Annotated in this window: 15 protein-coding genes; 4 read left to right on the top strand and 11 right to left on the bottom strand. The window is 51.1% G+C overall.

Annotated features, from left to right (window positions below):
- Position 1: 1 nt before the first annotated feature.
- On the bottom strand, positions 2-268 hold the full coding sequence (locus ACYU8Y_RS03985; protein WP_460934437.1) for a hypothetical protein: 267 nt from the start codon (positions 266-268) through the stop codon (positions 2-4).
- Positions 269-458: 190 nt separating this feature from the next.
- On the opposite strand from ACYU8Y_RS03985, the gene ACYU8Y_RS03980 reads away from it, so the two are divergent.
- Positions 459-2357, top strand: a complete 1899-nt coding sequence (locus ACYU8Y_RS03980) for an AAA domain-containing protein (RefSeq protein WP_460934435.1) — start codon at positions 459-461, stop codon at positions 2355-2357.
- Positions 2358-2426: 69 nt separating this feature from the next.
- Here the strand turns inward: ACYU8Y_RS03980 and ACYU8Y_RS03975 are convergent, their stop codons facing one another.
- The 7 genes from ACYU8Y_RS03975 to ACYU8Y_RS03945 form a co-directional block, all read right to left on the bottom strand.
- On the bottom strand, positions 2427-2900 hold the full coding sequence (locus ACYU8Y_RS03975) for an FKBP-type peptidyl-prolyl cis-trans isomerase (protein ID WP_460934433.1): 474 nt from the start codon (positions 2898-2900) through the stop codon (positions 2427-2429).
- A gap of 44 nt (positions 2901-2944) precedes the next feature.
- On the bottom strand, positions 2945-4147 hold the full coding sequence (gene chrA, locus ACYU8Y_RS03970; RefSeq protein WP_460934431.1) for a chromate efflux transporter: 1203 nt from the start codon (positions 4145-4147) through the stop codon (positions 2945-2947).
- 83 nt (positions 4148-4230) lie between these two features.
- The gene (locus ACYU8Y_RS03965; protein ID WP_460934429.1) at positions 4231-5187 is read right to left on the bottom strand and encodes an isopenicillin N synthase family dioxygenase; all 957 of its coding nucleotides are present in this window, start codon (positions 5185-5187) and stop codon (positions 4231-4233) included.
- 165 nt (positions 5188-5352) lie between these two features.
- Positions 5353-6048: a superoxide dismutase gene (locus ACYU8Y_RS03960; RefSeq protein ID WP_460934427.1), complete on the bottom strand. Its 696-nt coding sequence runs from the start codon at positions 6046-6048 to the stop codon at positions 5353-5355.
- Between the two features lie 40 nt (positions 6049-6088).
- Positions 6089-6268 (bottom strand): hypothetical protein, encoded by a 180-nt coding sequence (locus tag ACYU8Y_RS03955; protein WP_460934425.1) that lies wholly within the window; start codon positions 6266-6268, stop codon positions 6089-6091.
- Positions 6268-6879, bottom strand: a complete 612-nt coding sequence (gene recR, locus ACYU8Y_RS03950) for a recombination mediator RecR (RefSeq protein ID WP_460934423.1) — start codon at positions 6877-6879, stop codon at positions 6268-6270. Before recR ends, ACYU8Y_RS03955 begins: the two co-directional genes overlap by 1 nt.
- Before the next feature lie 94 nt (positions 6880-6973).
- On the bottom strand, positions 6974-7252 hold the full coding sequence (locus tag ACYU8Y_RS03945; RefSeq protein WP_460934421.1) for an ATP-dependent Clp protease adaptor ClpS: 279 nt from the start codon (positions 7250-7252) through the stop codon (positions 6974-6976).
- Positions 7253-7365: 113 nt separating this feature from the next.
- Here ACYU8Y_RS03945 and ACYU8Y_RS03940 point away from each other — a divergent pair, with 113 nt between their 5' ends.
- Positions 7366-8829 (top strand): sodium:solute symporter, encoded by a 1464-nt coding sequence (locus ACYU8Y_RS03940; protein ID WP_460934419.1) that lies wholly within the window; start codon positions 7366-7368, stop codon positions 8827-8829.
- Between the two features lie 134 nt (positions 8830-8963).
- Complete coding sequence (locus ACYU8Y_RS03935; protein ID WP_460934417.1) at positions 8964-10868, top strand: redoxin family protein; 1905 nt, start codon at positions 8964-8966, stop codon at positions 10866-10868.
- Position 10869: 1 nt separating this feature from the next.
- On the opposite strand, the gene ACYU8Y_RS03930 is transcribed toward ACYU8Y_RS03935, so the two are convergent.
- Entirely contained in the window at positions 10870-11454 is a 585-nt protein-coding gene (locus tag ACYU8Y_RS03930) for a Uma2 family endonuclease (protein ID WP_460934415.1), read from the bottom strand.
- A gap of 67 nt (positions 11455-11521) precedes the next feature.
- Between ACYU8Y_RS03930 and ACYU8Y_RS03925 the strand changes: the two genes are divergently transcribed.
- Complete coding sequence (locus tag ACYU8Y_RS03925) at positions 11522-12034, top strand: GNAT family N-acetyltransferase (RefSeq protein WP_460934413.1); 513 nt, start codon at positions 11522-11524, stop codon at positions 12032-12034.
- A 64-nt stretch (positions 12035-12098) separates the two neighbouring features.
- Here the strand turns inward: ACYU8Y_RS03925 and ACYU8Y_RS03920 are convergent, their stop codons facing one another.
- Together ACYU8Y_RS03920 and ACYU8Y_RS03915 are read right to left on the bottom strand one after the other, a co-directional pair.
- Positions 12099-12767: an SRPBCC family protein gene (locus ACYU8Y_RS03920; RefSeq protein WP_460934411.1), complete on the bottom strand. Its 669-nt coding sequence runs from the start codon at positions 12765-12767 to the stop codon at positions 12099-12101.
- Between the two features lie 88 nt (positions 12768-12855).
- Positions 12856-13899, bottom strand: coding sequence for an MBL fold metallo-hydrolase (locus ACYU8Y_RS03915; RefSeq protein WP_460934409.1), 1044 nt, complete (start codon positions 13897-13899; stop codon positions 12856-12858).
- Positions 13900-13922: the final 23 nt, after the last annotated feature.

Below are 13922 nucleotides of genomic sequence, written 5' to 3'. Positions count from 1 at the left end.
CTCACTCATTGATGGTCACGCGCAAAAGCTGTTGCCATTCGCGTTCTAACCGTTGGATTTCCGTCGAGAAAGCGATGTCCTCCCCGTCAAAAGCCTGAACAGGCAACGGGGTTCGCTTGTCTTTTTCGATCAGTTCAACGTTAGTGAGGCTGGCCCCTGTTGCTACAATCGCATTCAGGACATCAAAAGCAAGTTCCAGCCGGGAGAACCCCCAGGAGAAATATCTACTCTGTTTATTGGCGTCAATTGTGTGTACGAGAATGGTCATAGTGAAACCAGATTAGCCTATGCGCCCTAAAAATACTCATTTTCATCGCATGGCATCCAAGTATATATACTCATTTAATGCGTGTTTAATATAAGTAGCCTGTTAAGCTGGCGTTGAATAAAACTCAAAAGGCAAAGCTATCGACTGGGCTGTCCCTTCAAGACGCCTGACTAATTGGCTACCTTTGTCAATGGATTATTTTAAACACCTGCTCGATTTATTAAAGGCAGAACGCGACGAAGATCGAAATCAGTATCGTAGACTTACCGAAACCACTTCCTTAGCCGAACGCAGAGCCAATGGCCTGACCTGGTATCCCATCGCGATTAGAGGATCCGAAATGAGCCGGGGCGATTACGTAACCGTCGAAGTAGAACGAACAACACATCAGGATTTATCGCATCAATTGCGAACGGGTATGCCTGCCCTGTTTTTCAGCAACCACGACCCTAAAACCGATCGCGTGGAGGGTACGATCGCCTACCAGAGCGGCAATCGGCTTAAGATCACCTTACTTACGGATGAATTGCCGGACTGGTCGCGGGATGGTAAGCTGGGTGTCGAAATGCTCTTTGACGATAAGAGTTACGACGAAATGGAAGAGGCTCTTAAAACAGCCAACACCCTGAATCAGGCGGCTACGAATAGACTGGTGGCGATTCTGACGGGCCAGGCCTCCCCAACTTTCCATTTCGAGATCCCGAAACCGTCCATTCCAAAACTGAATGACAGCCAGTTGCGGGCCGTTGAGAAAATACTATCGGCCAATGAGTTAGCCATTGTACACGGCCCACCCGGCACGGGCAAAACGACGACACTGGTTCAGGCCATCAAAGCCCTGATCAAACAGGATCATCAAAAGATTCTCGTTGTTGCCCCCAGCAACACGGCCGTCGATCTGTTGAGTGAAAAGCTGCACGAAGAAGGTCTAAATGTGCTTCGGGTGGGCAACCCAGCCCGCGTATCGGAGCGGTTGATGGCACTCACGCTGGACCATAAAATGGCAGAGCATAGCCTAATGAAAGAAGCTAAAAAGCTTAAGAAACAGGCGAATGAGTTCAAGAACATGGCGCACAAATACAAGCGCAGTTTTGGCAAAGCTGAACGCGACCAGCGAAAAGCGTTATTCGATGAGGCTCACCGGATCATGAAGGATGTGGGTAATACGGAGCAGTATATTGTTGACGATCTGATTGCTAAAGCCCAGGTTATCACGGCGACGCTGGTCGGCTCGAACCAGTACATGATTCGTAACCTCAGGTTCCATACGGTTGTCATCGACGAAGCCGGACAGGCCCTGGAGCCAGCCTGCTGGATACCCATTCTGAAAGCGCAGAAACTGGTGCTGGCCGGCGACCATTGTCAACTGTCCCCAACGATCAAGTCGAGCGAGGCCGCCCGAAAAGGACTTAGTACGACGCTCCTGGAAAAATGCGTGGCCCTGCACCCTGAAGCCGTCACGCTGCTGGAAGAACAATACCGCATGCACGAACACATCATGGGTTACTCTTCGCAGGTGTTTTATAGAAATCAATTGCGGGCGCACGCATCGGTCGCTAGCCATTCGCTGTTTCCGGGTGACAGCTCGCTGGTCTTTATCGACACGGCGGGTTGTGGATTTGAGGAGAAACTAGAAGGAACCAGCTCGACCAATCCGGACGAGGCTGCATTTTTGATCAAACACCTTACGCATGTTGTCAGCGAATTAGGCCCTTATTACACCCCGGAGACGTTCCCGCGTATTGCAATCATTTCACCCTACAAGCAACAGTTGAACCTGCTGAACGAACAACTGCTGCACACGCCGGAGTTAGAGTCTTATCGGCCTAAAATAGCCGTCAACACCATCGACAGCTTTCAGGGACAGGAGCGGGATATTGTGTATATTTCCATGACCCGTAGCAATGACCAGGGCGAGATCGGCTTTCTGTCGGACGTACGCCGAATGAACGTTGCCATGACCCGCGCCCGTAAGAAACTGGTCGTTATTGGCGATAGCGCCACCCTGTCCGGGCTGCCGTTTTATGCGGACTTTATTACCTATGCCGAGCGTCTCAATGCATACCAGAGTGCCTGGGAATGGATGTGATGCATGGGTCTTCTACCGTTTAGCCATGTAAATTGATCCGTGGTTAAACGGTAGAAAATCATTCCTTCTTTAGTTGACCTTAACCAGGTCGATCTTAAAAACCAGAATGGAATTAGCCGGAATTTCGCCCTGCTCCTGCGAACCATAAGCCAGACTTGGGGGCAGATAAAGGACAATGCTGCCGCCGGGAGCCAGCAGAGGAATACCTTCCTGCCAGCCGACAATAAGCTGATTTAAGGTAAAGCTGATTCCTGAAGCACTGTCGAAGGTTTTTCCGTTTGTGAGTTTGCCGCTGTAGTTAACGGTCACGTTGGAGCAGGCCGTTGGTTTATTTCCCGAACCGGGCGACTCGATGGTGTAATAAAAACCACGATCATCGGCTTTGGCGGGGATATGGTTGGCGTCGATGTACTGCTTCAGCAGAACAGTTTCTTCCTGGGGTGCCTTCGTGGAAACAACAGGCTCCGTGCAGGGTCGATCGGCTTGTTGGCAACCGACCACTGCCAGTGCCCAACCCAACAGGGCAAATGCGTATTTTTTCATAAACTGTGTTTTAGCTGATTGTGTAGTGGCTTCGTATACATTCGCTATAGGACTACCCCTGCCACCAAACCAATAAAAATGAGCCCATAAGGCGGAATTTTGGTGTACAACAAAACGCCAATGGTCAGGACTACCACCACCACCGATGGCCAGTAGGGAGCCATTGGCTCAAACAGGGCCATAGCGGCTGCAGCCGTTAAGCCTGTACTGGCCGCATTAATCCCTTCCAGCGACGCCCGCACAACGCGATAGCGTTTTAACTGCTCCCAAAAACGGTAGACAAAGAAGATGAGAAAGGTACCGGGTAGAAAAATACCCGCCGTCGAAATAAAACTCCCCCAAAACTGGCCGCTGAGCCCAGCGTCTCGCATGGACAGGGCACCAATGTAGGACGCAAACGCAAAAACGGGGCCCGGTACCGCCTGTACTAACCCAAGTCCCGACAAAAACTCTTCACGAGTCAGGTAGTGTTTGAAGGCGACAAACTCATTGTACAGCAAAGGCGTCAGTACCTGCCCCCCGCCAAAAACGAAACTACCATTCCGGTAGAAATTCTCGAACAAGCGTACCGGTAGCAACTGCGTGTAAGCCCCCAGTGTAGCCGCCCCAATGAACACCCCAAACCACAGAAAAAAATTGGCCCACTGCACATGCAGGGGTTTCTTTTCCATTCGCTCCTGCTGCTGGTAGGTCAGCGCGGTTGTCAGGCCGCCAACCAGCAGCACGATGGGCGTCATTACCGGCGACCGGAATATGTAAGCCACTACCGCAGCCAGCAGGGCCAGCCCCAGACTGGTTTTATTTTTGATGACTTTTTGCCCGATTCGGTAACCAGCTACCACCATAAATCCAACGGCCATGGGTTGAATGAAGCGGACAAACTGCAGAGACAATTTCTGCTGTTCCAGGTAGTAAATAGCCATTCCGGCGGCCGTCATGATACTGACAGCGGGCAAGACCCAAATCAGCAATGTAATGTAAGCGAGGTTGGGCCCGCCAATTTTAAAGCCAATAGCCGTAATGGTCTGGGTAGAGGTTGGCCCTGGCAACACCTGCCCCAGCGCATTCAGCTCTAATAGTTCTTCTTCGGTCAGGTAACGGCGTTTCTTCACGAGCCGCTCGTAAAACATGGCCAGGTGAACCTGCGGTCCGCCAAACGTCGTCAGCGCCAGAATCAGCACATCTTTTAGAAAGATGAAAAGGCGGATTCGGCGTACGGGTTGAACAGTAGACAGGTAAGGAAGCATACGGGGCGATTATCTGCAATGGTTGATCGGCAGTACACGATTTCGTCAATGAACCTGACAATCAAACAGTACCATGAAGATAGCTACTTTTTGAGACCAAGCTCAATTAAGCGTTCGTTCAGAAATTCGCCAGCCGTCATATCTACGTAAATCTTCGGATGCCGGGCATCAATGCAACTGTCCAGACTGGTCAGATCCATCTCCGCACGCGGGTGCATGAAAAACGGAATCGAATACCGCGACTGGTTCATTTTCTCCCGTGGCGGGTTCACGACCTGGTGAATCGTCGACTTCAACTTATGATTGGTGAGCCGATCCAGCATATCACCCACGTTTACAACAACCTGGTCGGGAAGGGCCGTAATACCGATCCATTTTCCATCACGCCGGAGCACTTCCAGCCCGTCGGCCGACGCGCCCATCAGCAAGGTGATCAGGTTGATGTCGCCATGGGGAGCAGCCCGGACTGCACCGTCGGGCGTTGTATCAGGATCCAGCGGGAAGTAGTGCAGTGCCCGCAGAATACTGTCGCCGTTTTTTACTTTATCATCGAAATACGTTTCGGGCAGTTCCAGATAAAGCGCAATAGCGCGCAGGAGTTGCTTGCCTGCGCTTTCGAGCGTACGATAGGCAGCTACGGTTGCTTCTCCAAATTCAGGAACTTCTTCCGGGAGTACGTTGGCAGGCATATCGCCCTCCGGATCGGGCTGCCCAATGTGATAAAACTCTTTGAGGTCAGCCACCTTAAAGCCTTTCGCCGTTTCTTTGCCCTTCCCAATATATCCTCGCTGTCCGTTCAGTTCCGGGTGTTCGTATTTTTGTTTGAGCGCGTCGGGCGACGAGAAAAAGGTCTTTGCCGAATCATAAAGACGTTTCGTCAGTTCGCTGGTCAAGCCATGGTTTCGGATAGCAACGAAGCCGATCTGATTGAATGCCCGGCCTAAATCCTGCACAAATTTCGCTTTTCGGTCGGGGTCGCCTGATGTAAAATCCGCCAAATCCAGCGACGGTATCTCATTGTATAATTCTTCTGATGACATGGCGTAAAGCAATTTTTACAAAAATACGTAAATAAGTAGAGACGCATACTTGCGTCTCCTGTAACGTCGCGTCTCCTGTAGTATCGTGTCTCTCTGGCGTCAGTAAAACCATCCGGCACAGGAGACGCGACGTTGCAGGAGACGCAAGTATGCGTCTCTACTTATTTACGCGCCGAAATGCTTGCCGACTTTATTCCAATCGACTACGTTCCAGAAGGCGGTGACGTATTCGGGGCGCCGGTTCTGGTATTTCAGGTAATAGGCGTGTTCCCAGACATCGAGACCCAGAACAGGAGTTCCTTTTTTCTCAGCCAGCGCCATCAATGGGTTGTCCTGGTTCGGCGTCGAAACGATTTCAACGTCATTGCCATTTTTAATTAACCACACCCAGCCAGAACCGAACCGGCCGGTTGCGGCTTTACCCCATTCGGTTTTAAAGTTATCGAACGACGTATATTTCTTGTTAATGGCTTCGGCCAGAGCGCCCTTTGGTGCGCCACCCGCATTGGGGCCTATTATGTTCCAGAAGAAGGTATGATTCCAATGTCCACCTGCATTATTTCGAACGGCTGGTGGCGTCGTACTGCTCACACTTTTCACCAACGCGTCGATATCCATCTTGGCCATGTCCGTTCCAGCAACGGCTTTGTTGAGGTTATCAACGTAGGCTTTGTGGTGTTTGTCGTGGTGGATTTCCATCGTCATCTTGTCGATGTGTGGTTCAAGTGCACCCGCGTCATAAGGCAACGGAGCCAGTTTGAAGGGCCCTTCGGCCTGTACTGGCGCAAATCCTAAGGAACGAAAGGCAACTAAACCGGCGGATGCACCGAAGGCCAGTTTTAAAAACTCGGAGCGATTCATGCGAATGTTGGTTTGGGGAAACAAAAAAGCGTCTGTGACCTCACAGGTTGTTAAACTGAACAGCCCGGATGGGCGAATGTTCAACAAACCAACGGCCAGAGACGCAAAGAAACGAGATTTTTGTATCCGAAAACGAATGGGCCGGGGTTTCGGACGGGTCGCTGCCTAAAATTAATTCGGCAACCCGTTCGAAACCCCGACCCATGTCGGTATCAACCATTAATCGTAAGCAATCCGGCTGACGATACTACGCCCGAGGGTTACTTCATCCGCATATTCGAGGTCTCCCCCAATCGGGATGCCCCGTGCAATCGTCGAAATCTTGAGATTGAATGGCTTGAGTTTTTTCTGAAGGTAAAACGCCGTTGTGTCTCCTTCCATAGTAGGGCTGATGGCCAGAATGATTTCGCGTACGTGTTCACCTTCATCACTACGCAGCCGGGCAATGAGCGAGTCGATCTGTAGATCGCTTGGTCCAATGCCTTCAACGGGTGAGATGATGCCTCCCAGCACGTGGTACAGCCCTTTATACTGCGCCGTGTTTTCGATGGCCAACACATCGCGCGTGTCCTCGACAACGCAAATGATAGCCTGGTCGCGTTTGTTACTGGCGCAGATCATGCATAGGTCATGATCGGACAGGTTGTGGCATTTGCGACAGTATTTGACCCTGGTGCGCATGGCCGTCAGACTTTGGGCCAGCGTTTCGGTTTGTTCTTCATCGCGTTTGAGCAGGTGCAGTACCAGCCGGAGAGCGGTTTTCTTTCCGATTCCCGGCAGTTTCGACACCTCGTTCACCGCGTCTTCTATAAGTTTGGATGGGTATTCCATTAATAAAGAGTGAAATCGGACCGCCGACGCGGAGCGAGTGAGTGAAAGAACGTTAGAGTGAGCAGGGCGCTTCGCTCTTTCACTCATTCGCTTTTTAATTCAACACCTCGGCGCTGATACCGCGTCGGCATATTTCGTTGCGCATCGGCACGAGTTCTTCCCATGAACCGTTCTTTACGGAACACTTACCCTTGTAGTGAATGAGGAGCGTACATTGCTCGGCCTGCTCAGCCGTATGTCCGCAAACATCAACCAGCGTTTCGATTACATGCTCAAACGTGTTGACTTCGTCGTTGAAGACTACGAGGTTATGGACATCAGTTTCAACAACTTCGTCGAGTACGTCCACACCGGTTTCTTCAAAAGGTTGCATAGGCGATAAAATCGTATTTATTTAGCAAATTTACGGCAAAATGGGCACTTTAAAAAACCAGTGCCACGCTTTAAAAGAACCCAATTTTGGCTTAAAAAGTTGCCTGATCTTCTATGAATACCACCCTCGCTTTAGTCATTCTGATCGCTTATTTCGGGATGCTGATTGCTGTTTCGTTCTACACTGCCCGAGGGGCCGACACGAATGCTTTTTTTACGGCCAACCGACAGTCACCCTGGTGGTTAGTGGCCTTTGGGATGATTGGCACCTCGTTGTCGGGCGTCACATTTATTTCGGTACCGGGTGCCGTAGGCAAGATCGGTTTCTCGTATTTTCAGGTGGTGCTGGGCTACATTGTCGGCTACTTTGTCATTGGTTCAGTTTTGATGCCGCTCTACTACCGGCTGAACCTGATTTCCATTTACGGCTATCTCGAAAAACGCTTCGGATTCTGGTCGTATAAAGCCGGGGCCGGTTTTTTTCTGCTGGCCCGCACGGTTGGTTCAGCGGTTCGGCTCTATGTGGCCGCCGGGGTGCTTCAGATTGCTTTGTTTACTCCGCTGGGTGTTCGGTTCGAGGTATCCGTGCTGATTACCATCGCCCTGATCTGGGTCTATACCTTCAAAGGGGGCGTGAAGACTATCATTGTGACAGATACCCTACAGACCGTGTTTCTGGTAACGGCCGTTGTACTGACCATCGTCTTGATTTCGAAAGAGTTAGGCTTTTCGTTCGGTGATCTGGTCCGGACGGTGAAGGACAATTCAATGTCGCAGGTATTTTATTGGGATGCCAACGACCCCAAGAACTTTTTCAAGCAGTTTATTTCAGGTACCTTCATTGCCATTGTCATGACGGGTCTGGATCAGGATTTGATGCAGAAAAACCTGACCTGTAAGAACATCGGCGAAGCCCAGAAAAACATGTTCTGGTTTACCGTTACCCTGGTCGTCGTCAACTTCATGTTTCTGTCGCTGGGTGTGCTTTTATACGTATATGCGCAGCGTGAAGGCATCGCGATTCCTGCCCGTACCGACGATCTGTACCCCATGCTTGCCCTGAACCACCTCGGCTTGCTGGTGGGCATTACGTTTCTTCTGGGGATTACAGCCGCGACCTACGCCAGCGCCGATTCGGCCCTAACGGCCCTGACGACCTCATTTTGCGTAGACTTCATGAACGTCGAAAACAGACCCGAAACGGAGCGTTCCCGAATCAAACACATCGTTCATATTGGTTTTTCCATCCTGTTTTACATCGTCATCATTGTTTTTCGACAGGTCAACAGCAAAGAAGTCATCACGGCTGTTTTTGATATTGCCGGCTATACCTACGGGCCTCTGCTGGGCCTGTATGCCTTCGGAATTTTCAGCAAACGCCCGGTTATGGACCGTTTTGTGCCCTTGATCTGCATCGTCTCACCCCTCCTAACCTATTACGTCAACGAACACTCGGCGGCCTGGTTTGGCGGTTATCAGTTTGGCTTCGAGCGGCTGCTGCTCAATGGTTTATTCACATTTATCGGCTTATGGGCCGTATCGAAACCCGGCATCAAAGAGGAAGTCGTTGCGGTGTAGTCCATCGCTCGGGAAAATCTGTACATTCAGCACTTTAGCTATAAGAAATGAATAAATACAGGTAGGATTGCCGCGCTTACTTTCTTCTCCCGTATCTTCGTTTACCACCGATTGGCGGTGATCTCAACTGTGTTATGAATACCAATTCTAACGTTCTCGTTACGTTTCTCTTCGTCGTGCTGGCCCTACCAGTTGCCAGCGCTCAATTCTGCTTTTCGCCCGAACGTCCGCAGCTTGGGCAAGTGGTATCCTTTACCTACTCCCCCCAAACGACTCCACTGGCAACCGACAGCACGATCGAGGGTCGCTATGTGCGTTACGGCGCTCCCAACGCCATGCAGCTTAGCCAGCCAACAAGTGTTGCGCTAACACGCGTGGGCAATGAGTATGTCGGGCAATTAGCCTTGCCCAAACGGGACGTAGCTGGCCTGATGCTTCTCTTCAGAAATAGCAAGCAACCCAAACGTGCAGACCTGAACAAAGGCCAATTGTATGTTATTCCGGTTTGCGACGCTACGGGGCGGCCTGTTCCACACGCAACCGGCGGACAGGCATCCGTCTTTACGCGAAGTCATTTTATCTATGAAGCAGGCGCCCGTTACGACCCGAACTGGGTGGTAACGCTTTACGAACATGAAATCCTGCAAAACCCGGAACTTCGTCCGCAATACTGGTCGGATTTGCTGGCGGCTCAGGTCAAGCAACGAAAACCCGGCTACGGTCCGAAAGTGAAGGCCGGAATCGAATCATACCTGGCCTCCCGCCCGACACCCACCAGCGCCGAACTGACTACAGCGGCCCAACTGTACGAAAGTATGGGCGACTTCCCGAAAGCAAATGCCCTGCGCGAACGCCAGAAACTGATCGAGCCAACGGGTTCGCTGGTGCAAAAGGACCGATCCATGGCCATCCGGAATGAACCGGACTGGAACCGTAAAAAGGTGGCTTATCAGGCATTTTTGACGGAATTTCCTACGTCGTCGTATCTACCCGCCCTGACCGTGCTGATGACGGATGGCTACTTTAAAAACAACGATAGCAAAGGGTTGGTAGCCTTTGTGGAGAAGCAACCCGCAGCCCATATCGACGCGATGATGCTTAACACCATAGCCTTTCAACTAGCCGACGAACGACGGTCATTACCCGAAGCCGAAGTGCTGATCAAGCGGGCTATGGATGTCTTAAAAACGCAGCCAAAGCCGAAAACGGCAGTAGGAAATTGGGAAACAGAGAAGCAAAGCCGGCAACGGCAGTTGCTGAATACATATGCCCGAACGCTGGAACAACAGGGCCAATACGCAGAGGCCTATCCACTTTATCAGGAGTTCATCAACCCCGATGACATCGATAACAGTGACCCACGCGTTACGGAACGCTATTTTCTGTGCGCCGTACGAACAAACCACGTGGCCGAAGCCCAGCCGATGGCCGAGGCTGCGGTTCAAATCGGAAAAGCAACGCCTGGCCTCAAGGCGACTCTCCGCGACTGGTATGCCAAACAGCCCGGCAACACCCTTGCCAAAGCAGATGCCTACCTGACCAATCTGGAAGCCGATCTACGCGCCGACCAGCGGGACGAACTCCGGCAACTGCTTATCAATGAACCAGCTCCATCGTTTTCGCTTACCGATTTGCAGGGCCGAACTATTTCTTCGTCGGCCTTTAAGGGCAAGGTCATTGTGCTCGATTTCTGGGCAACCTGGTGTGGACCGTGTATTGCCTCGTTCCCGGCCATGCAGCAGGCCCAAACGCGGTTTCAGAACGACCCTGATGTGCGGTTTTTGTTTGTCAACACGCGCGAAGGCGGACCGCTGCAGCGCGTGCATAATTTCATGAACAAGAATACCTACAACTTCGTGGTCCCACTGGATGCGCAGCAGAAAGTAGCGAATGCCTATAAAGTGCAGGGTATACCAACCAAAGTTGTCATTGGTCCAGACGGCCGTGTTCGGTACCGGACCATCGGTTATTCGGGCAACCCCGAAACGACGGTCAATGAACTCAGTATGGTGGTTGAGATGCTAAAAGAAGGGAAATAAGTTAGCGGGTCAACAGCGTCAAGTCAAATGCAAAACCGGGAAGTATAGGCTCAGCCGTTAGTATTTGGGTGAATGTAGTGATTGTTTCAACGGGCTGGCCGGGACGGTAAATAAATACTTGCTGGCTTTTCCGATCAATTAACCAGCCCAACGAACAGCCATTTTCCCGGTACTCCTCCATCTTGCTCTGAAGATAGGTCAGGTCATCGCTGGCCGAGCGAAGTTCAATAACAAAGTCAGGACAAATGGGGGCGAATTTCTCCTGCTGCTCTTCCGGAATGGCTTCCCAACAATCCTTTTGAATCCAGGACACATCCGGCGAACGAATCGCTCCGCTAGGTAACTTAAAACCCGTAGATGAATCGAAGGTGTACCCAGCTGCTTTTTCTTCATTCCAAAGAAATATCCGGCTGGCTAGTATCAGATTGATGTTGCCTGTTTTTGACCCTGTTGGTGACACGATTACTATATTTCCGTTTTTATCACGTTCAAGTTCGAGCGTATCATTTGCCTGACAAAACGCAAAGAACTCGTCGTCCGTCATTACCTCCAGCTTCTTAAGCACCAACGGAAATTCCAGTTCCATAACGGTTTCTGTTTAGTAAACTATCGGCAAAATACCGTATTTGCGCCGAATTAACAATGTACCCTCAATGACTGTTCGCCTGGCTACGACTACCGATCTCCCGGCGCTGATGCACCTCATCCGCCACGTTGTTCCGCTCATGCGCAAATCCGGTAATTTCCAATGGGATGACCACTACCCTAACCACGCTGTCTTCGAAGCGGACATTGTCAAGAATCAACTTTGGGTAGCCATTATTGATGGATTACTGGCGGGCGTAGCGGCCATAACGGAAGATCAGGAACCCGAATATGCCCAGGTCGGCTTCGACCTGAGCCAGCGTGCAATCGTCACCCATCGGTTAGCCGTCGACCCGGCTTTCCAGGGACGGGGTGTCGCCATTGCTTTATTAAACCAGGCCGAACAGGTAGCGATTGACCGCGGTATTGCTTATCTACGGATCGATACGAACTCCGAGAACCAGGCTACGCAAACGCTTTTCCCAAAACTTGGCTATCAATATGCGGGCGAGATTACGCTTGGCTTCCGACCGGGGTTACGCTTTCTGGCCTACGAAAAGAAGCTCCAAAAAAGTGTTTAAACACGAATGACCCGGCGTACACAGCAGGCTGTGTACGCCGGGTCATTCGTGTTTAAACCTATTCCTAGTTACTCAAAAAAGCGAAGGTTTTCCCCTGGTAACGGGGTAAGGAAAGGCTGTTCCGAATCAATACAAACGATTGATAGGCGCTTGAGGCCGCAGCTACGTTATCGAGCCAGGCAGGAATATCCCCACCCGGATCGAGCCGACAGGTGTAGGTAACCTGCATCCGTTGCTTTGTAATCGGCCGAACGTTCCAGATAGCCAGCCAGTCTGCAATACGTACCGTATTGGGCTGGGCAGCCACCAGATTAGGTACGCCAACCCCTTTCACTTCCAGTACTTTGGACGTTGGATCCTGCGAAAAAGTCAACTGAACACCCATATCGCGATCACTGACGGGCCAGGGCACTGCCGTAACCACATGATACAAAAGCTCCGTTTCGCTTACACGGCGGATCAACCGCGCTGACTTGGTCTTGTAAATGACGTTTTTGTAATTGGCAATATCGGACAGCAACGCCACCAATTGACTTTGTGTACCGGGCATTGTGCATTCGACTTTCAGTTCGCTCGACCGACTACCGGGAATACTGCGCGTATAAACCTGTATCTGATCTTTATCTTTCGCCAAACGCCAGCTTTCCTGAGCCTGCGCCCGAACCGCTTTCAGAGGGAAACCGAAGCTACTGACCGCTACTATCAGATAGCATCCTAACCGAACTAACTTCATAAAGCATTTGCGTCTGTTTGTCAATATCATTGCCTACCTGTTCGCTTTAATTAACGCTACCACTCTTGCTTTTGTTGGATAGGCCAGGCTACTTAAACACCATAGGATGCCCTTCTTTAGGAACTAAAAACAGATTTTCGGGAATTTTGGCGGCTGATAATGCTTTACGTAAATCATCCGCAGGCTCAGCAAGCCCATCATCACCCTGCTGAAAAGTGCCGAAGTGAATGCCTACCGCCTGGGCCGCCTTCAAATCAGTAAATGCCTGCACAGCTCCCGCAGGGGAAACGTGTACGGGAGCCATAAACCACTCGGGCCGGTAAGACCCAATGGGCAGCAACGCCAGTTTGATCGGGCCGGTCGTCGACTTACGGGCCTGTTCAGCAATCTTTTTGAAATGAGGACCGTAGCCACTATCCCCACAGAAATAGGTTGTACCAAAGCTCGTATGTAAAAGGTAGCCACACCAGAGCGTTTCCTCCCGATCGCCAATACCCCGGTTGCTGAAGTGCTGCGCTTGTGTACACGTCAACATTAATTTATCATTCACCCGCAGGGTATCGTTCCAGTCGAGTTCCTGGGCAACGCGCCCCTCAACCGAGCGGGGCAAATACGACACGCCCAATGGGGTCACGAACAGCGGATTATGGGCTTTGACCAGCTTTTTGATCGTGGGTAAGTCGAGGTGGTCGTAATGATTATGACTCAACAATACCACATCAATGGGAGGCAGCTCCTCCAGCCGAAGTCCCGGTGGCCGTTTCCGCTTGATACCCAGCCACGACGTCGGACCCACCCGCTTCGACCAGACTGGATCGGTAAGAATGTTCAGACCCGCTGTTTGAATAAGAAACGTGGAGTGATTAACAAACGTCAGCACCAGACTATCGCCCTCTATGCGGGTGGCTGGCCGAGCGCCGACAAAAGCGTCAGGTTGCTCCGGCCAGGGGCCTTTATCGCGATGAAGCAACCACTTCAGCACACCACCCGATGTTCGCTCGGGCATACCCGGATTGAAAAATTTCTTACCGTTAAAATGATCCGTAACGGGACCTTTATATCGGGGTGCACAGGCCGATATGGTTAACAGTATGCACGACAATAAGCCAATCGATAAGGTTGTAGACATCATCACGTTATAATACCCCGGTATAG

The sequence above is a fragment of the Spirosoma humi genome, from assembly GCF_054776575.1.
Note: the sequence above shows the minus strand (reverse complement) of the source record. Positions and strands in the feature narration are given on the sequence as shown.